Here is a 17812-nt window from a genome sequence, read left to right as displayed (position 1 = left end):
TCGTCGGCGGGTTCTTTGATATCGTTATCCTGATTCCTCCCGCGCAGGCGCGCGCACGCGCACGAGAGCGTGCGACTTTCGCGACTTTCGCATCGCCGGTCGCGCGGCCGGGCGCCGACTACAGCGCGCCCGCCAGCGCGAGCACCACGCCGATGCCGACCAGCAGCAGCCCCACGGCTTCGCTCGCGCGCATCCGCTCGCCGAGATAGAAATGGCCGACCGCCATGGTGAAGGCGATCTCGACCTGCCCGACAATCCGCACCAAGGCGACCGGCGCCGAGGCGAAGGCGGTGAACCAGCAGGCCGAGCCGAGCGACGACATCAGCCCGACCTGCCCGGCGACGCGCCAGTTGGCGAAGACGAGCGGCACCTGATCGCGCTCGCGCCACCACACATAGCCGCCCTGCAGCACGGTCTGCAGCGCGACGACGACGGCGAGCGTCAGCAGCCCGGCGCGGACATGATCGTCGCCCGTGCCCAGTTCCATCGTCGCGCGGCGCACGCCGATCGTGGTCAGCGCGAAGAACAGGCCCGAGGCGATGCCGTAGATCGCCGCGCGTTGCCCGAGCGAGCGCAGCAATGCGCCCGGCCCCATCCGTTTGCCGCCGGTCGACAGAATCATCACCCCGGCCACGCCGCTGGCAATGCCCAGCCACACCAAAGGCGCGAGCCGATCGCCGAGCAACAGCACGGAGAGCAAGGCGCTCTGCATCGCCTCGGTCTTGGAATAGGCCGTGCCGACGACGAAGTTGCGCTCCTCGAACGCCATCAGCAGCAGATTGGTGGCGATGATCTGCGCCACCCCGCCGGCGGTGGCAAAGACGAAGAACCACAGCGTCAGATGGGGCAGCGGCTGCGGCGCGACGACGAACTGGTAGGTGCCGGCCAGCGCCAGCGCGAACGGCAGGCCGTAGAGATAGCGCACCAGCCCCGCGGCATTGACCGTCAGCGCCTTGCCCACCCGCCGCTGCACCGCCGTCCGCCACGCCTGCAGCGCCCCGGCGAACAAAGTCGCCGGGAGCCAGATCGGAAGGGCGATCATGCCTTCTCGAGCAGGCGCTCCCGCGCGATCTTCTCCTTCCACACCAGCGGCGCCAATTGGTGCACATTGGCACCGGTCGAATCGACCGCGACGGTCACGGGGAAATCCTCGACCTCGAATTCGTAGATCGCCTCCATCCCGAGATCCGCGAAGCCGACGACCTTCGATCCCTTGATCGCCCGCGCGACGAGATAGGCCGCCCCGCCGACCGCCATCAGATAGGCGCTTTTCCCTTGCGCGATCGCCCTGGTCGCATCGGGCCCGCGCTCGGCCTTGCCGACCATCGCGAGCAGGCCCTGATCGAGCATCATCCGCGTGAACTTGTCCATCCGCGTCGCCGTCGTCGGGCCGGCCGGCCCCACCACTTCCTCGCCGACCGGATCGACCGGCCCGACATAGTAGATAACGCGGCCCCTGAACTCGACCGGCAGCGGCTCGCCGGCATCGAGCATGTCCTTGATCCGCTTGTGCGCGGCGTCACGCCCGGTGAGCATCTTGCCGTTGAGCAACAGCCGGTCGCCCTGCTTCCAGCCTTGCACGACGTCGGGCGTCAACGTGTCGAGATCGACGCGAATCGCCGCGCTGTCGGGCTGCCAGTCGACCTTGGGCCATTCGTCGAGCTTGGGCGCCTCGAGGAAGCTCGGCCCCGATCCGTCGAGCACGAAATGCGCGTGGCGCGTCGCGGCGCAATTGGGGATCATCGCGACGGGCTTGCCCGCGGCATGGCACGGCGCGTCGAGGATCTTCACGTCGAGGATCGTCGACAGCCCGCCCAGCCCCTGCGCACCGATGCCGAGCGCATTGACCTTGTCGAAGATCTCGATCCGCAGCGCCTCGATGTCATTCTTCGGCCCGCGCGCCTTCAAGGGCCCCATGTCGATCGGCTCCATCAGCGCCTGCTTCGCGAGCAGCACGCAATGTTCGGCCGTCCCGCCGATGCCGATGCCGAGCATCCCCGGCGGGCACCAGCCGGCGCCCATCTGCGGCAGCATCTCGAGCACCCAGTCGACGATCGAATCGCTCGGGTTCATCATCTTGAACTTCGACTTGTTCTCCGACCCGCCGCCCTTGGCCGCGACATCGACCGAGACCTTGTTACCGGGCACCATTTCGACGTGCAACACGCACGGCGTATTGTCCTTGGTGTTGCGGCGCGTGAAGGCGGGATCGGCCAAGACCGACGCGCGCAGCTTGTTCTCGGGGTTGAGATAGGCAAGCCGCACACCCTGGTCGACGATCTCCTGCAGCGAGCGGCTGGTGTCGTCGAAGCGGCACTCCATGCCCCATTTGACGAACACGTTGACGATGCCGGTATCCTGGCAGATCGGGCGATGCCCTTCCGCGCACATCCGCGAATTGGTCAGGATCTGCGCGATCGCGTCCTTCGCGGCGGGCCCCTGCTCGGCGTCATAGGCGTCGCCCAGCGCGCGGATGTAATCCATCGGGTGGTAGAAGGAGATGAATTGCAGCGCGTCGGCGACGCTCTCGATCAGATCGGCTTCGCGGATGATAATGGTCATGGAGGAACGGTCTCACGGGCAAGGGATCGGTCCCCCATAACCGCCTTTTCGCGCTTTCCAAAAGAGCCGAAAAATGCGCCGTCCACCGGCCCATAACCATTTTGGCAATCTTCTCGCGCTATAAGAGGACATGGCCGTTTCCTTCCACCCGTTCCGCGCGCTGTCGACCACCGCGGGCGCTTTCCGCGACGATCTCATGTTCGGCACCGGAGATCGCGACGGGCAGCGCCAGATCCTGCGCAAGCAGATCGCGCAACTCAGCGCTGCCTGGCCGTTCGCGCTGGTCGCGCTGCTCACCGCGCCGGTGATCTTGTGGGGCGCGGCGGTGGCGCAGCGGCGGTTCGATCTGTACCCGGCGATCCAGATTCGCGGCGGAGCGCTGATCACCGCCGGGTTGATCATCCTGCTGCTGCTTCGCTCGCCACTGGCGCAGCGCGTGACGCCGCATGCGCAGGTCCGCACCGTCACGTTGCTCGGCGGCTGCATCGCCGCTGCACTGTTTTCGCTGCTCGGCATCGGCGGGCAATTGGTCGTCAGCGCGGCGGATATCGCCGGTTTTGTTTCTATCTTCGGCGCGATCATCGTCATCGCCGTGGTGCTGCATCCGGTGCGCGCGGCGACGATCGGGTTTGCCGGCGCGCTGGTCGTCGGCATCACCGTTCAGACCGGCCTCGGCCTTCCCGCGCTGATCGCGCTCACCTTTCTGCTATGCCTCGCGATCGCCACCTACAGCATGGCGCGGCTCGACCGCGCGGCAATCGACACGCGCGAGGCCGCCGACACGCAAGGCCGGGTGACCGCGCGGCTGGTCGAGGAATATGAGGCGAGCACCACCGGCTGGTTCTGGCAGACCGACAGCCACGGCCGCCTGACCTATCTCTCGCCCAAGGTGGCGCACGAACTCGACGCCGCGGACGCGCCGGCGATCGGCAACACGCTGACCGCCTTGTTCCGCGTCGACAGCGCCGCCCCGGAAACGGAGCGCACGCTCGCCTTCCACCTGTCGTCGCGCACCGCTTTCTCCAACTATTCCGTGCGCCCGGCCAGCGACGGCAAGCTCGAGCGCTGGTGGTCGATCAGTGGCCGCCCGATCAGCGACGAACTCGGCCGCTTCCAGGGCTTCGTCGGCAGCGGCAGCGATCTGACCGAGAATCGCCGCGCCGATGCCGAGATCACGCGGCTCGCGCTGTTCGACAGCCTGACCGGGCTGGCCAACCGCCAGCGCATGCGCATGTCGCTTGATCAGACGCTGACGTTGTCGAGCGGCGCGGCGCGCACCAGCGCGCTGTTCCTGCTCGATCTCGATCGGTTCAAGGCGGTCAACGACACACTCGGCCATCAGGTCGGCGACACGTTGCTCAAGCAGGTCGCACAGCGGCTGACCCGCGCCGTTGGCGAGGCCGGGCTGGTCGGGCGACTGGGCGGCGACGAATTCCAGATCGTGCTGCCGACCGAAGGCAATCGCGACCGGCTGAGCGAACTGGCGCGCACGATCATCGCCGCGCTGTCGCAGCCCTATTTCATCGAGGGATCGTCGATCACGATCGGCTGCTCGGCCGGCATCGCGATCGCGCCGGACGACGGCCGCGATGCCGAAACGCTGATCCGCAACGCCGATCTCGCGCTCTATGCCGCCAAGGCCGACGGACGCGGCGTGCATCGCTTCTTCCGCAGCGAATTGCTGGTCGGCGCGAGGAGCCGCAAGCAGCTCGAGGACGATCTGCGCACCGCATTGGCGCAGGACCAGTTCCACGTCGCCTATCAGCCGGTGGTCAGCACCAAGAGCGAACGCATCGTCGGCTACGAGGCATTGCTGCGCTGGGACCATCCGACGCGCGGCGCGGTATCCCCCGCCGAGTTCATTCCGGTGGCCGAGGAATGCGGGCTGATCGAGGCGATCGGCGAATGGGTGCTGCGCACCGCATGCATGGAAGCGGCGGGCTGGCCGCACGACGTGCGCGTCGCGGTCAACGTCTCGCCGATCCAGTTCGCCAATCCCGCGCTGCCCACCGTGGTGACGAGCGCGCTGGCCAAATCCGGCATCCGCCCGGCGCGGCTCGAGCTGGAGATCACCGAGGGCGTGTTCCTCAACGACAATGCGTCGTCCGAGCATATGTTCAAGATGCTGAAGGGGCTGGGCGTGCGGCTGGCGCTGGACGATTTCGGCACTGGCTATTCCTCGCTCGGCTATCTCAAGAAAGCGCCGTTCGACAAGATCAAGATCGACCAGAGCTTCGTCAAAGGCGCGGCGATCGCCGGCAATCGGAACGCCGCGATCATCAAGGCGATCGTCACGCTGGCCGACACGCTGGGGATGGAGACCACCGCCGAGGGGGTCGAGGTGCAGGACGAGATCGCGCTGATCCGCGATCTCGGGTGCAGCCACATCCAGGGCTATGTCTACGGCAAGCCGGCGCGCGCCGCCGAAGTGCTGCGGCAGCTGGCCGCGGCGGACGGGATGGCGACCGCCAGCGGCTACCGCGTCAGCCGCTCGCAGCGCCAGACGATGCTGCGCAAGGCGCGGATCAGCGCGGGCGACGTGACCGGCGAGATCCGCATCCGCAACATGTCCGCGACCGGCGCGATGATCGACGGGATCGACGTCGACGAGACCGCGATCGGGATCGACATCCTGATCGAGCTGATCGAGGATCAGATGTTCCCGGCCAAGCTGCGCTGGGCGAAGGACGGCAAGGCGGGAATCGAATTCGCCGAGCATTTCAACCTCGAGCGACTCGCCGCCGTGGCGCTGCCCGCGCGTCGATCGGCCTGACCCCTAGCGCTTCGGGCGCGGCTTCACGTCGATCGTGCGGATGTGCCAGCGCTGTTGCGATTTCGGCCCGCCGACGCCGGCGACGATGCGGTGCAGCGTGACGGAGCCGAGCATATAGACCGGCGTGCCGGTCTTGAGCCGGCCGTAGACCTGCACCGGCACGGTCACCCAGCGCTGGCTCATCCCGGCATCGATCTCCCCCGGCGCGCCGACATTGGCGTGATATTCGGAGAATTTGTCGAAGCTCGCCGCGAACGCCTTGGCCGACATGCCCGAATCCGCGCCGTCATGCCCCCACAGCGCCCAGGCACGGGCATATTTCCGCTCGCCGAGCAGCGCATAATAGGACTGCACGACGTTCGCGGCGCCCTGCGCGCTGTCGGCGGTGAACGGCGCTTCGGACACCGGCGTGCGATCGTCGGGCAGGCCGCCGGGCGTGCCGGGCGCCGGCGGATCGAGCGGTGCGAGACTGGCGACCGGACTCGGCTGCGGCGCGGGGCTGGGCACGGGCGTCGGTACGGGGGCCGGAGCGACCGGCGCCGCGGCCGGGGCGCCGGCGGCATAATTCTCCACGCTATCCTCCGCCGCAGCGGCGGCGGCGTCGATATCGACGCTGTTAGCGGTGCGCTCGGCCGGCTGGCCGCAGCCGCACAGCAGCAAGGGGAGGGCGAAAAACAGACGCATTGCAATACCTTCGGTCGGCGGGTGCGAGGCCCCTCAACGCCGCCCCGCCCCCGCCCGTTCCGCGGCTTAGCGCAGCGGCGCGGCGAAATCGGCAAAGCGTTCATTGCCGACAAAGCCCAATCGCGTGACGCCGGCGCCGCGGATCACCGCCAGCGTCTGCGCGAAGCGCTCGTAACGCGCCTGCGGCGCGGCCTCGATCTGCAGCTGCGCATCCTCCTCCTTCATGAAGCCGGCGAGCCGCGCGGGCAGCGCCGCATCGGCGATCGCCGCGCCATCCCAGACCAGCGCGCCACCAGGGGTCAGCGCAATGCGGTGGATCGTCGCGCTGCTCCGACCGGACGGCCCGGGCTGCGGCAGATCGACCGGCACCTCGTGCGTCACGATCGGGATCGTCAGGATCATCATCACCAGCAGCACGAGCAGCACATCGATCAGCGGCGTGATGTTCATCGCGGTGAACAGCGGTTCGTCCTGCGCGGGCCGGAACTGGCGGGGGCGGAACGTCGTGGCACGGGCAGTCATGGCAACCTCCGTTCGGTGCCGGCAGGCACGCCGGCAAAGGTGATGTTGTAACATCAAATAGAGCGCGTCAAGCGGGCGAAAGTCGCGAAAGTCGCACGCTCACGCGCGCGCGCGTCACGCGTCCTCGTCGGGGTCGCCGGGCGCGGCTGCCGGATCGGGATCGTGGACTGGCGGCTGCGCGTAGAAATCGCGGCTGCTGATCGGCACCAGCGGCACATCGCTATCGACCAGCCGATCGAGCGCGGCGGGAAAGGCCGCGGCCGGCGGATCGACCGCCGCGCCGCCCGCGCCGGCCAGCAGACCGTGCGCGCCGCCGGCGAGCAGCCGGCTGAGCAGGAAGATGAGCAATTTGTCCGACGGAGTCCGCGTTTCGCCGACCAGATCGCCATTCTTCCACAGTTCGTGCACCGTGCCGCGCACCGCGCGCTCATAAGCGATCGTGACGAGGCGGAGCGCGGCGAGCCGCAGCGCCTGCTCCCAGGCCGCGGCAAAGGCCGCCCCCTCGGGCCGGGCGCGCAGCCGGTAAGCCGAGCGCGCGGAAATCCCCGCCTCGCTGCTGGCGAGCGAGATCGATCCGGTCTCGGCCAGAGCGGTCAGGAAGGTGCGTTGCCGCTCGGCGGTCCAGCCATCGCGGCGCGGCTGCAGCGCGACCGGGGCATAGCTGCTGAGATCGATGGGATCGGCGGGGGTCTTGCTATCGTCATCGTCGAACATGATCGGCTCCTCTGGTGTTTTGGAGCGCAACCATTTAACCCTTTTGGTTCATGTAGGACAGGGAGAATCGGCGCACCCGCCTGCCCCGCCCCTGCCCGCCCGCGCCGGCCCGGCGGCGCGATCGGCGCTGGCCATCGCGGGCGAATAGCGCCACTCAGGCATATCGCCCGCCCTGGAAAGACTTGCCCCCATGTGCTTTTCGGCCCCTGCCAGTTTCACCGCCGCGGCCGTGCTGGCGACGATCGGGGTGGCGACGCTGCGCCATGTGCGCGAGCCGCGCACGTTGCTGTTCGCCTGCGTACCCCTGCTGTTCGCGGTGCATCAGTTCGGCGAGGGACTGGTGTGGCTGGCGCTCGAGGGGCGGCTCGGGCCGACCGCGCGCGATCATCTCGTCTTCCTCTACACATTGTATGCGATCGGCATCCTGCCCCTGCTGATGCCGGTGGCGGTGGTGCTGATGGAGCCGCCGGGGTGGCGGCGCGGCGCGATCCTGGCACTGTGCGCAGTCGGCGCGCTGGTCTTCGCGTGGGACATGACCGGGCTAATCGTGGCGCCGACCTGCGCGGTGATCGACCAGCATTCGATCACCTATAGCAACCCGATCACCAGCCGGATGTGGGTCTCGCTGCTCTACATCCTGGCGACGTGCAGTGCTTTGTTGCTGTCGACGCACCGCGTGGTGCGCGGCTACGGCCTGCTCAACGTGTTCGGGCTGACGATCGTGCATCTGGTGAAGGGCTATGCCTTCGCCTCGGTGTGGTGCTTCTATGCCGCGGTGCTGAGCGTGGTGCTGTACCGCCAATTCCACCAGCAGGACATCGATGTGGCGACGCCGAACGGGACGAGCGCGGTGCGGCGGCCGTTTGTGTTGTCGTGGTTGCGGGGATGAGGTTCGATCCTCCCCCGCCAGGGGGAGGTGGCGGCCGCAGGCCGACGGAGGGGGCGGAAGCGCCGTCCTTCGCCGGACAGGGCGCGCGTACCTCCCCCTCCGGCGCTCCGCGCCACCTCCCCCTGGCGGGGGAGGATTGGAAATGCACGTCGGACCGCTGGTAATCCTGCGATTTTCGTAATGCGCAAACGGTGATGCACTTGTGGGGATGACCCCGATTGCCCTTCCCGCCGAGAAGCTCGCCGAGCAATAGGGCGCGACGGAATCCGGCTATGCCGCCTGGGAGCGCGCGCAGATCGAGCGCGGACTGGCGCAGAGCCGCGACCGCACGGCGATGATCCCGGTCGAGCAGGTGTGGCGCGACCTCAAGCCTGAAGGTTAGGCCGCCCGGTTCTTCGGGAGCATCGTCCGATCGCCTCTGCCCGCAAGCAATCCGGCGATGGAAATGTCTTCGTCGAGCGCTTCCCAATGCAAGCCGTGCGGGCTGATCTCGACTGCCCCAAGATCGGCGGGATTGGCGCCGAACAGCCGCGGAAACCAGGCAAGCGGCACGCCCAGCGTGCGGCCATCATCGAGCTCGACCCACATCTGGTCGGCATCGAAGCGTACTTCGGTAGCCTTAGGCGAAATAGTCATGCCATGCGCTTTCGATCTCGGCGCTGCGATCGGCGACGATGCGGCTGAGCATCGCGAGCGTCCGCGCGTTGAAGCCGCTATTGTACGCCACATTCACTTCCGGCTGAAGCCAGAACTTGGCTTCGGCCCCGTCCTTGAACACGTGGATGTGGACCGGCTCAAGCGGATCGCCTTCGTTGGAATAGAAGAAGAAGCGGTAGCCGATGTGGCGAAAGACGACGGGCATCAGATGCTCCGTAGGCCCTAGGGTTTCGTAGCGATTGATTCGCGCTCGCGCATCACGCCGCCTTCGCCGTCAGTTCCAGCCCCAGCGACTTCATCGCGCGAATCAGCGCGCCGATATCGGCGCCGGGCGACAGATCAAGCGCCGGATGCCGTCCTTGGGCGCGCGCGACGTCGTTGAGCGCGGCGGCGATCAGCGCGGGATCGCCATCCTCGAACACGGCTTCGAGATAGGCGAGGATCATCTCTTCGCTGTCGAGGCGATCGACGACATCCCAGCGGGTCGTTTCGATAGCCATCAGTCGGACTCCCATGCCGCAGCCAGCGCACGTGCGCGGGCAATATCCGCTCTCTGCTGCGCTTTGTCACCTCCGGTCAGCAGCAGGACCAGCGCGGTGCCATATTGGGCGATATAGATGCGGTAGCCGGGTCCGTAATCGATGCGCAGTTCGCTGATGCCGCCGCCCAGCGACTTTACGTCGCTAAGATTGCCGAGCGCCAGGCGGCGGATGCGGGCATCGATCCGGGCTCTTGCGCGCAGATCGCGCAGGTCGGCGTACCAGCGGGCGTAGGTTTCGGTCTGGCGGACTTCTAGCGGACCGATCACCCCCTGCCCTCCCACCATCTCCTGTCGTGGGCATGGGCAAAGCCCATGCCGTCGGCCGGCGCTGTGGCGCCGCCGGCCGGTCGCGCCTTGAGGCGGGGATTAGCGGGCGCTAATCCCGCGCCCGGCGCTCATTCCGCCGCAATCCCCGCCTGCGAGAACATGTCCCCGCCGGACACCATTTCCTCGTTCGCCGCCGGGCCCGCCTTGGCCTTCTGGCGCTTGTCGAAGCCGTCCCACACGTCGTTCCAGTTGCCGCGCGTCGCGGCCTTGGAATATTCCGTCGCGCGCTGTTCGAAGAAGTTGGCGTGCTCGATGCCGTTGAGCATCGGGATCAGCCAGGGAATCGGATGTTCCTCGATCATGTAGATCGGCTTGAGGCCGAGCTGCGCCAGGCGCCAGTCCGCGGTGAAGCGGACATATTTCTTGATCTCCTTGGCGGTCATGCCGTTGACCGGGCCCATCTCGAACGCGAGATCGATGAACGCATCCTCGAGATGCACCGTCGTCTGGCACATGTCGCGGATGTCGGACTGCACGCCCTTGGTGAAGCAATCGCGCTCCGCGCAGAAGGCGTGGAACAGCTTGATGATGCCTTCGCAGTGCAGCGTCTCGTCGCGGATCGACCAGGTGACGATCTGGCCCATGCCCTTCATCTTGTTGAAGCGCGGGAAGTTCATCAGCATGGCGAAGCTGGCGAACAGCTGCAGCCCCTCGGTGAAGCCGCCGAACATGGCGAGCGTCTTGGCGATGTCCTCGTCGGTATCGACGCCGAACGTCTGCAGGTAATCGTGCTTGTCCTTCATCTCGCTATATTCGAGGAAGGCGCCATATTCGCTCTCGGGCATGCCGATCGTGTCGAGCAGATGGCTGTAGGCGGCGATGTGCACCGTCTCCATGTTGCTGAACGCGGCCAGCATCATCTTGATCTCGGTCGGCTTGAAGATGCGGCCGTATTTCTCGTGATAGCAATCCTGCACCTCGACATCCGCCTGGGTGAAGAAGCGGAAGATCTGCGTCAGCAGGTTGCGCTCGTGATCGGTGAGCTTCTGCGCCCAATCGCGGCAATCCTCGCCGAGCGGCACTTCCTCCGGCATCCAGTGGATCTGCTGCTGGCGCTTCCAGAAATCGAACGCCCAAGGGTATTCGAACGGCTTGTACTGCTTGCGGGCTTCGGTGAGGGACATGTGCGTTACTCCGGGAAACATTGAATAGGCGAAAAGGGGGGCGGGTCAGCCGGGGGCGCTCCACTGCCACATCGCGGTCGCCGACATGGCGAGCACGATGCCCGCGGACAGCGCCATGATCCCGACCATGCGGAAGACATAGACCTTGGCCGGGCCGGCGGGCCGCGTCAGCGCGAGCAGCATATAGGCGCCGATGATGGAAAACACCGCGGCGACACCATACATGATGAGGATCTGCCAGCTCATGCGACCAACTCGCCGCTGAAGCGTTCAGATGCCGCAACCGTAACGAAGGAGCTACCGCAATGGCCGATCTCAGCGCAATCAAAGAGCATATGGAAGTCATCGGCGCCGACGGCGTGCATGTCGGCACCGTCGACCATGTCGAGGGCGACCGCATCAAGCTGACCAAGAAGGATTCGGGCGCGCAGGTCGCCGAGGGTACCGGCAAGCACGAAGGGCATCACCATTACATCTCGGGCGGCCTGGTCGCCGGCGTCGAGGGCGACAAGGTGCGCCTGAGCGCGAACGCCGACGTGGCGGTCGGGCTGGAGGAAGAGGCGTAAGCCTTTCCGCCTAGCAGACGAACGATGACGAACCCCGGTCCGCGCTGCGCGGGCCGGGGTTTTTCGTGTCTGCCGCCCAAGATCGAACGCCATCGTCATTGATCCGTGCCCTGCGGCTCGGCGCCGAGGCGCCGCGCTTCGGTGACCGGGAGACCGGCTTCGGTGGGCACGTAGATCAGCGACGCGCGGCTCGATTCCAGCGCCTGAATCTGCAGATAGCGCAGATAGCCCTCCGGGCCGCCAAGACTGCCCTGCAGGATCGCGTTGGACTGCGCGGCGCCCTTCGCCCGGATTACCTCGGCCTCGGCAAGCGAGATCGCGCTTTCCTTCTTGGCATGCGCCTCCAGGATCGCGACCTGCCGCGAGGATTGCGCTTCGGCCAATGCGGCCTGCCCGGCAAGGCGCTGCGAATAGACGCGGTATTGCGGATAGGCGAGCATGATCACCAGCAACAGCAGTGCGCCGCCGACAATGGCCATCAAGGTGCAGCCCGATTTCTGGTCCATGCCGCAACTCCCTCCGGCGACGTCATCCAGGCGAGCGGCCGGCCGCCGCTCGCCGCCCTCTTCAGGCTACTGACACGCCAAGCATTCGTCGTAATCCGTGCTCTCGGCGAGCTCGAACGTCGGCGGGGCGATGGTGTTGTCGGCCTCCACGCCGCCGGCGAAGCCGGCGCGCTGGATGCTCTTCGAGCGCAGGTAATAGAGCGACTTCACCCCCAGCTCCCAGGCGCGGAAATGCAGCATCAGCAGATCCCATTTCTCGACGTCGGCCGGGATGAACAGGTTCAGCGAGGTCGACTGATCGATATAGGGCGTGCGATCGGCCTGCAGCTCGATCAGCCAGCGCTGGTCGATCTCGAAGCTGGTCTTGTAGCAATCCTTTTCCTCCTGGCTGAGGAAATCGAGATGCTGCACCGAGCCGCCCTTTTCGGTGATCGAGTTCCACACCGCTTCGGAGTTCTTCGATTTCTCGTTGAACAGCTTTTCGAGATACGGATTCTTCACCGAGAAGGAGCCCGACAGCGTCTTGTGCGTGTAGATATTGGCCGGGATCGGCTCGATGCACGCGCTGGTGCCGCCGCAGATGATCGAGATCGACGCGGTCGGCGCGATCGCCATCTTGCAGCTGAACCGCTCCATCGCGCCCATGTCCGCGGCATCGGGGCACGGCCCACGCTCCACCGCGAGCTGCATCGACGCTTCGTCGACCTGGCCCTTGATGTGCTTGAACATGCGCAGGTTCCACGACTTGGCCATCGCGCCCTCGAACGCCAGCCCGCGCGCCTGCAGGAAGGAGTGGAAGCCCATCACGCCGAGGCCCACCGAGCGCTCGCGCGCCGCGCTGTACGCCGCGCGCTCCATGCCCGGCTCGGCCCGGTCGATATAATCCTGCAGCACGTTATCGAGGAAGCGCATCACATCCTCGATGAAGCCCTTCTGGTCCTTCCACTGGTCCCAGGTTTCGAGGTTCAGCGACGACAGGCAGCAGACCGCGGTACGATCGTTGCCGAGATGGTCGGTGCCGGTCGGCAGCGTGATCTCGCTGCACAGGTTCGAGGTCGAGACCTTGAGCCCGAGATCGCGGTGATGCTTGGGCATCATGCGGTTCACCGTATCGGCGAAGACGATGTACGGCTCGCCGGTGGCAAGACGCGTCTCGACCAGCTTCTGGAACAGGCCGCGCGCATCGACGCGCGCGCGCTCCGACTGGTCCTTGGGGCTGCGAAGCACCCATTCGTCGCCGGCGCGCACCGCTTCCATGAACGCGTCGGTGAGCAACACGCCGTGGTGCAGGTTGAGCGCCTTGCGGTTGAAATCGCCCGACGCCTTGCGGATCTCGAGGAACTCCTCGATCTCGGGATGCGAGACATCGAGATACACCGCCGCCGAGCCGCGGCGCAGGCTGCCCTGGCTGATCGCCAGCGTCAGCGAATCCATCACGCGGACGAACGGGATGATGCCGCTGGTCTTGCCGTTGAGGCCGACCGGCTCGCCGATGCCGCGGACATTGCCCCAATAGGTGCCGATGCCGCCGCCGCGCGATGCCAGCCAGACATTCTCGTTCCAGGTATCGACGATGCCGTTGAGGCTGTCGGGCACCGAATTGAGGAAGCAGGAGATCGGCAGGCCACGCCCGGTGCCGCCGTTCGACAGGATCGGCGTGGCGGGCATGAACCAGAGCTGCGAGATCGCGTCGTACAGCCGCTGCGCATGCGCCGCATCATCGGCATAGGCCGAGGCAACGCGGACGAACAAATCCTGGTAGCGCTCGCCCGGCAGCAGATAGCGGTCGTTCAGCGTCTCCTTGCCGAAATCGGTGAGCAGCGCGTCGCGCGAATGATCCACCTCCACGGGATAGAGCTGCGCATGCACTTCCTTCGAATCGGCGCGCGCCTCCAGCTTGCGCTGGGCATTGCCCTGTTCGTTGGCGCCATCCTTGGCCCGCGTTACCGTATCGGTCGCTTCCATCGCATCGCTGGCCATTTCTACGCTCACTTCCTGATCTCTGAAATCCATCGCCCACGTCCCTATCAATCTGTGTCTTACCACGACCGATGTTCCCGGTCCGTTCGAATCGGGGGACGCGCCCCCATGCTAGCATTCCCGGGCGGAACAGGGAGAACAAAATGCGACCACGGCGCGCGCCCTCGGCGTGCCCGCAGTGCTGGGTGACGATATGGGATCGCACCCTTGCTTCTACCAGTTCTTGGGTCCGCCCCCGAACTCAACCCCCACAGATTGTGCCCAATCGCGCGCTCATGCAAGACGGTAAATGACCGGAGAATGACTCGGTTCGTCGCTAATCCGAGTCGCCTCATGGCATCGTTTCGCGGCCGATGCCGCGCGACGCGCGGTCAAAGCTGGCGTTGCCGAAACGCAAGCGCCGATATGCCGATCGGCAAATAAATTAAGGCCCGAAACGGACGCTCGAAACGGCACCGCCCGTGCCGATCCGTCAACCCAGAAATGTGCCGCGACGGCCGGCCGCGTGCCGATGGCGCTGCGCCTAGCCGATCTCGCGCGGGGGCCGGGGCACGGCTGCCTGCCCCTCGGCCTCGTCGGCCGCCGCGCCGATCGCCTCGGCGGAGGCGCGGGCGGCACGCGGCGTCATCGACGCGGCGAGCCCCGCCGGGCCGTCGAGCATCACTTCACCATGTTCAGCACTCGCCTTGGTCGGCGTATCATGGGGTTCGCGCGGCATGGTCGTTCCGTTTTTACGCCAAATGGGATGCCCCTGAACGCGCCGCGCGCGATGCGCGTTCCGCGCCGGCGCTGCGCAACCGGCGCAATGCGCGGGTAATCATTGCCAGATCGGCAGGGACTGGTATTTCGATATGTAGATGATCACCCGCCTGTTCCTGCAAACCCACCCGACACCGTTACTGTCGGACAACGAGCGCGAGGCACTGGAAGCCGCGGCTTGCGGCACGGCTGAATATGGCACCAAGCGGATCATCGTGCGCGAACAGGCGCCGCTGACCCATTGCACCCTGCTCGTCAGCGGCTTTGTCGAACGCTACAAGGATACGCCGGAAGGTCGGCGCCAGATCCTTGCCATCCATGTGCCGGGCGATTTCGTCGATCTGCATTCCTATCCGCTGAAACGGCTCGAACATTCGGTTGCCGCGCTGACCCCGGTGACCGTCGCCACCTTCTCGCACGAGGCGATCCGCACGCTGACCGAGCGTTCGGCGACGTTGACCGAATTGCTGTGGCGATCGACACTGATCGATGCCGCGATCAACCGCGAGTGGATCGTCTCGGTCGGATCGCGCGGCGCAGCGGTGCGGCTCGCGCATCTGTTCTGCGAAATGTTCGTGCGGCTCCAGCGGAGCGGCATGACACACGGGCAAAATTACGATTTCCCGGTGACGCAGATCGATCTGGCGGATGCCTGCGGCCTGACCGCGGTGCACGCCAACCGCATGCTGCGGCAGTTGCGCGAACGCGGCCTGGTCGAGTTCCGGCAGGGTCTGGTGCGGATCCTCAACTGGGACAAGCTGCAAAAGTTCGCCGAGTTCGACCCGGCCTATCTGTTCCTCGACTGACGGGTCCTGGACCCGGCCGGCCTCTACCGCCGGCAGCGCAGCGAGCAGCGCAGCGCCCCATCCCGCCATTTCGAACCGATCCGTTGGCGATCTGGTAAGACCCCGCCCCTAGGCAGTCCCCATGCGATACGATTACCAATGGCATATGGCTCGCGCGCGGCGACGGCGCGGGGCACGGAAGGGCGCGGGCATCGCGCTGATGATGTTCGCCGGGATCGTCGGCGGGCTGGCGCTGGAGCGCGCGCTACCGCGCGCACCCACGATCGGCGCCGCCGCGGCCACGGCAGCCACCACCGACAGCGCCGCGCCACGCTTCGACCTGTGCTTTACCGGCGGGGGGACGAACTGCGTGGTCGATGGCGACACGTTCTGGATGGCGGGGGAAAAGATCCGCATCGCCGATATCGACACGCCGGAGACGCATCCGTCGCGCTGCGCGCTGGAGGCAGATCTCGGCGGCCGTGCGACGCTGCGCCTGCAGGCGCTGCTCAATGCCGGCCCGGTGACGCTGGTGACCGCGGGCCGCGATACCGATCGCTATGGCCGCAAATTGCGCGTGGTGGAGCGCGGCGGCGTGTCGCTGGGGGACATACTGGTCGCCGAAGGACTGGCGCGGCCGTGGACCGGGCGGCGGCGCCCATGGTGCGCATGACCGGCTGACCCACCGCCCGGGTATCCGGGGCGGCGGGTCCGGTCATCGCCGGTCGGTTACGGCTTCAGCGCCGCATCGTCGCGATCGGCGATTTCCGCGTCGTCGACATCGTCGTCCTCGAAATCTTCCTGCAGATCGTCCTCATCGTCATCGTCGTCGTCGGTTTCGGAATCATCGTCTTCCTCGCCGACCTCGTCGCTGATCATCTCGAGTTCGTCTTCGTCTTCCTCGTCGTCGTCGCCGATATCGGGTGCGACGTCGGTGAGGATCGTGCCGTCGGTCGGGCCGTCGCGCGTGACTTCGAGAATCTCGGCGCGCTGACTTTCGTCATAGCCGTCCTCGTCGAACCCGTCATCGCCCGTGCCTTCGCCGGGAATCTGATAGCCGCCCATCGTCATGTCGCTTCTCCGGTGCCTGCAGGGGTGCAGGTCTGTGAATGCCGAACAATGCGACACCGCAGCGGTTCCGCGCAATAGCGACGAAATCGCCTTCAGGCGGGGCGGAACAGCCGACCGCGCTCGACCACGAAGACGATGGCGAGCGCGACCAGCCCGGCGACGAAGAAGCCGAGATAGAGCGGGATCGTCGTGCCGTTGAACTGTTGCCCGACGAACGCGCCGAGCAGCGCGCCGGCGGTGACCGTGATGAAGCCCTGCACGCTGGAGGCAGTGCCCGCGATATGCCCCATATTGGCCATCGCCATCGCGCCGAAATTGGACGTGGACAGGCCGAAACAAGCCATCATCAGCGCCTGCAGGATGGTGAAGCTCCACAGGTTTTCGACCCCCGCCAGCGTGATGGCGAGATGCGTGCCGGCCAGCACGATCAGCCCGACCAGCGCCGAATGCGAGATCAGCCGCGTGCCGAGCTTCATCACCATGCGCGAGTTGAGCAGGTTGGCGATTGCCATCATGCCCGCCGTGGCTGCGAAGATCGGCACGAGCAGATCGGGCCGCTTGAAGATATCGAACACGATCTGCTGGATCGAATTGATGAAGCCGTACAGCCCGCCCATCAGCGCGGCGGAGGCCAGGGTATAGCCGATCGAATAGCGATCGGTGAGCGTCAGCCGCCAGCCCTGGCCGAGCCGGCCGACCGAGAAAGGCTGGCGATCGGCGGCATGCTGCGTCTCGGGCATGCGGATCCAGAACCATAACAGGATCGCGGCGCTGACCGCGGCGATGCCCCAGAAGATCATCCGCCAGCTGCCGACCAGCAGCACGGCCTGGCCGAACGTGGGCGCGATCACCGGCGCGGCCATGAACACGATGAAGGCGAGACTCATCACGCGCGCCATCGCGCGACCGGAATAGCAATCGCGCACCAGCGCCACCGTCACCACGCGCGACGCGGCGATCGCCGTGCCGCCGACGAACCGCGCGACCAGCAGCAGCACGAAGCTGCTCGAAAAGGCCGCGACGATATTGGCGACGACATAGGCGGCAAGCGCGATGCCGAGCACCGGCTTGCGACCGTAGCGATCGGCGAGCGGGCCGTGCACGAGCTGCGCGACGCCGAAGCCGATCAGGAACACGGTGATGATGAACTGCCGGTCGTTCGCGCCGGCCACGCCGAGCGACTCGCCGATCGCCGGCAGCGCCGGGAGCATCGAATCGATGCCGAGCGCGGTCAGCGCCATCAGCGCGGCGATCAGCGCGACGAATTCGCGGAAGCCGAGCGGCGGGCTGTCCGCCGGCCGCGCGTCGATGGCGGGAGCGGCGGTGGCGGGGGCGGGATCGTCCATGCGCGC

21 protein-coding genes are annotated in these 17812 nt (G+C 66.5%); 5 read left to right on the top strand and 16 right to left on the bottom strand.

Translation table 11 applies throughout. From position 1 onward, the window contains the following. Positions 1 to 118 precede the first annotated feature (118 nt). Both NV401_RS17035 and NV401_RS17030 read right to left on the bottom strand, forming a co-directional pair. Entirely contained in the window at positions 119 to 1042 is a 924-nt protein-coding gene (locus NV401_RS17035) for a DMT family transporter (protein ID WP_261295650.1), read from the bottom strand. Then, entirely contained in the window at positions 1039 to 2562 is a 1524-nt protein-coding gene (locus NV401_RS17030; protein ID WP_261295649.1) for a fumarate hydratase, read from the bottom strand. Before NV401_RS17030 ends, NV401_RS17035 begins: the two co-directional genes overlap by 4 nt. 130 nt (positions 2563 to 2692) lie before the next feature. On the opposite strand from NV401_RS17030, the gene NV401_RS17025 reads away from it, so the two are divergent. Then, entirely contained in the window at positions 2693 to 5335 is a 2643-nt protein-coding gene (locus NV401_RS17025) for a putative bifunctional diguanylate cyclase/phosphodiesterase (protein WP_261295648.1), read from the top strand. 3 nt (positions 5336 to 5338) lie between these two features. Here the strand turns inward: NV401_RS17025 and NV401_RS17020 are convergent, their stop codons facing one another. The 3 genes from NV401_RS17020 to NV401_RS17010 all read right to left on the bottom strand — a co-directional run bounded on the left by NV401_RS17020 (position 5339) and on the right by NV401_RS17010 (position 7255). Further along, complete coding sequence (locus NV401_RS17020; protein WP_261295647.1) at positions 5339 to 6019, bottom strand: hypothetical protein; 681 nt, start codon at positions 6017 to 6019, stop codon at positions 5339 to 5341. A 66-nt stretch (positions 6020 to 6085) separates the two neighbouring features. Continuing rightward, a complete protein-coding gene (locus NV401_RS17015; RefSeq protein ID WP_261295646.1) occupies positions 6086 to 6541 on the bottom strand; it encodes a biopolymer transporter ExbD in 456 nt (151 codons plus the stop codon). Positions 6542 to 6655: 114 nt separating this feature from the next. After that, a complete protein-coding gene (locus NV401_RS17010; RefSeq protein WP_261295645.1) occupies positions 6656 to 7255 on the bottom strand; it encodes a hypothetical protein in 600 nt (199 codons plus the stop codon). Between the two features lie 190 nt (positions 7256 to 7445). Between NV401_RS17010 and NV401_RS17005 the strand changes: the two genes are divergently transcribed. Further along, positions 7446 to 8144, top strand: coding sequence for a DUF6629 family protein (locus NV401_RS17005; RefSeq protein WP_261295644.1), 699 nt, complete (start codon positions 7446 to 7448; stop codon positions 8142 to 8144). A 378-nt stretch (positions 8145 to 8522) separates the two neighbouring features. Here the strand turns inward: NV401_RS17005 and NV401_RS17000 are convergent, their stop codons facing one another. The 6 genes from NV401_RS17000 to NV401_RS16975 all read right to left on the bottom strand — a co-directional run bounded on the left by NV401_RS17000 (position 8523) and on the right by NV401_RS16975 (position 11039). After that, complete coding sequence (locus NV401_RS17000) at positions 8523 to 8780, bottom strand: DUF2442 domain-containing protein (protein ID WP_261295643.1); 258 nt, start codon at positions 8778 to 8780, stop codon at positions 8523 to 8525. After that, positions 8764 to 9006 (bottom strand): DUF4160 domain-containing protein, encoded by a 243-nt coding sequence (locus NV401_RS16995; RefSeq protein WP_261295642.1) that lies wholly within the window; start codon positions 9004 to 9006, stop codon positions 8764 to 8766. Before NV401_RS16995 ends, NV401_RS17000 begins: the two co-directional genes overlap by 17 nt. A 52-nt stretch (positions 9007 to 9058) precedes the next feature. After that, positions 9059 to 9301 carry a helix-turn-helix domain-containing transcriptional regulator gene (locus NV401_RS16990; protein WP_261295641.1) on the bottom strand — a complete coding sequence of 81 codons (243 nt, stop codon included), beginning with the start codon at positions 9299 to 9301 and terminating at the stop codon, positions 9059 to 9061. Further along, positions 9301 to 9609 (bottom strand): type II toxin-antitoxin system RelE/ParE family toxin, encoded by a 309-nt coding sequence (locus NV401_RS16985; RefSeq protein WP_261295640.1) that lies wholly within the window; start codon positions 9607 to 9609, stop codon positions 9301 to 9303. The genes NV401_RS16990 and NV401_RS16985 overlap by 1 nt, the downstream gene beginning before the upstream one ends. Before the next feature lie 128 nt (positions 9610 to 9737). Then, positions 9738 to 10793, bottom strand: coding sequence for a ribonucleotide-diphosphate reductase subunit beta (locus tag NV401_RS16980; RefSeq protein ID WP_261295639.1), 1056 nt, complete (start codon positions 10791 to 10793; stop codon positions 9738 to 9740). Positions 10794 to 10838: 45 nt separating this feature from the next. Then, complete coding sequence (locus NV401_RS16975) at positions 10839 to 11039, bottom strand: hypothetical protein (RefSeq protein WP_261295638.1); 201 nt, start codon at positions 11037 to 11039, stop codon at positions 10839 to 10841. Between the two features lie 59 nt (positions 11040 to 11098). Between NV401_RS16975 and NV401_RS16970 the strand changes: the two genes are divergently transcribed. Beyond that, a complete protein-coding gene (locus NV401_RS16970; protein WP_261295637.1) occupies positions 11099 to 11359 on the top strand; it encodes a DUF2171 domain-containing protein in 261 nt (86 codons plus the stop codon). Between the two features lie 95 nt (positions 11360 to 11454). Here the strand turns inward: NV401_RS16970 and NV401_RS16965 are convergent, their stop codons facing one another. The 3 genes from NV401_RS16965 to NV401_RS16955 form a co-directional block, all read right to left on the bottom strand. Further along, entirely contained in the window at positions 11455 to 11865 is a 411-nt protein-coding gene (locus NV401_RS16965) for a membrane protease subunit (RefSeq protein ID WP_261295636.1), read from the bottom strand. Between the two features lie 66 nt (positions 11866 to 11931). Further along, positions 11932 to 13878 carry a ribonucleoside-diphosphate reductase subunit alpha gene (locus NV401_RS16960; RefSeq protein WP_261295635.1) on the bottom strand — a complete coding sequence of 649 codons (1947 nt, stop codon included), beginning with the start codon at positions 13876 to 13878 and terminating at the stop codon, positions 11932 to 11934. A 490-nt stretch (positions 13879 to 14368) separates the two neighbouring features. Continuing rightward, a complete protein-coding gene (locus tag NV401_RS16955; protein ID WP_261295634.1) occupies positions 14369 to 14563 on the bottom strand; it encodes a hypothetical protein in 195 nt (64 codons plus the stop codon). Positions 14564 to 14702: 139 nt separating this feature from the next. Between NV401_RS16955 and NV401_RS16950 the strand changes: the two genes are divergently transcribed. Together NV401_RS16950 and NV401_RS16945 are read left to right on the top strand one after the other, a co-directional pair. Next, a complete protein-coding gene (locus tag NV401_RS16950) occupies positions 14703 to 15410 on the top strand; it encodes a Crp/Fnr family transcriptional regulator (RefSeq protein ID WP_261295633.1) in 708 nt (235 codons plus the stop codon). A 121-nt stretch (positions 15411 to 15531) separates the two neighbouring features. Further along, positions 15532 to 16062, top strand: coding sequence for a thermonuclease family protein (locus tag NV401_RS16945; RefSeq protein ID WP_261295632.1), 531 nt, complete (start codon positions 15532 to 15534; stop codon positions 16060 to 16062). Positions 16063 to 16118: 56 nt separating this feature from the next. On the opposite strand, the gene NV401_RS16940 is transcribed toward NV401_RS16945, so the two are convergent. Both NV401_RS16940 and NV401_RS16935 read right to left on the bottom strand, forming a co-directional pair. Continuing rightward, on the bottom strand, positions 16119 to 16454 hold the full coding sequence (locus NV401_RS16940) for a DNA primase (protein WP_261295706.1): 336 nt from the start codon (positions 16452 to 16454) through the stop codon (positions 16119 to 16121). A 98-nt stretch (positions 16455 to 16552) separates the two neighbouring features. Further along, positions 16553 to 17806 (bottom strand): multidrug effflux MFS transporter, encoded by a 1254-nt coding sequence (locus NV401_RS16935; RefSeq protein WP_261295631.1) that lies wholly within the window; start codon positions 17804 to 17806, stop codon positions 16553 to 16555. Positions 17807 to 17812: the final 6 nt, after the last annotated feature.

Source organism: Sphingomonas hylomeconis, assembly GCF_025370105.1.
Classification (GTDB): domain Bacteria; phylum Pseudomonadota; class Alphaproteobacteria; order Sphingomonadales; family Sphingomonadaceae; genus Sphingomonas; species Sphingomonas hylomeconis.
This window is presented reverse-complemented; position numbering and strand designations above follow the sequence as displayed.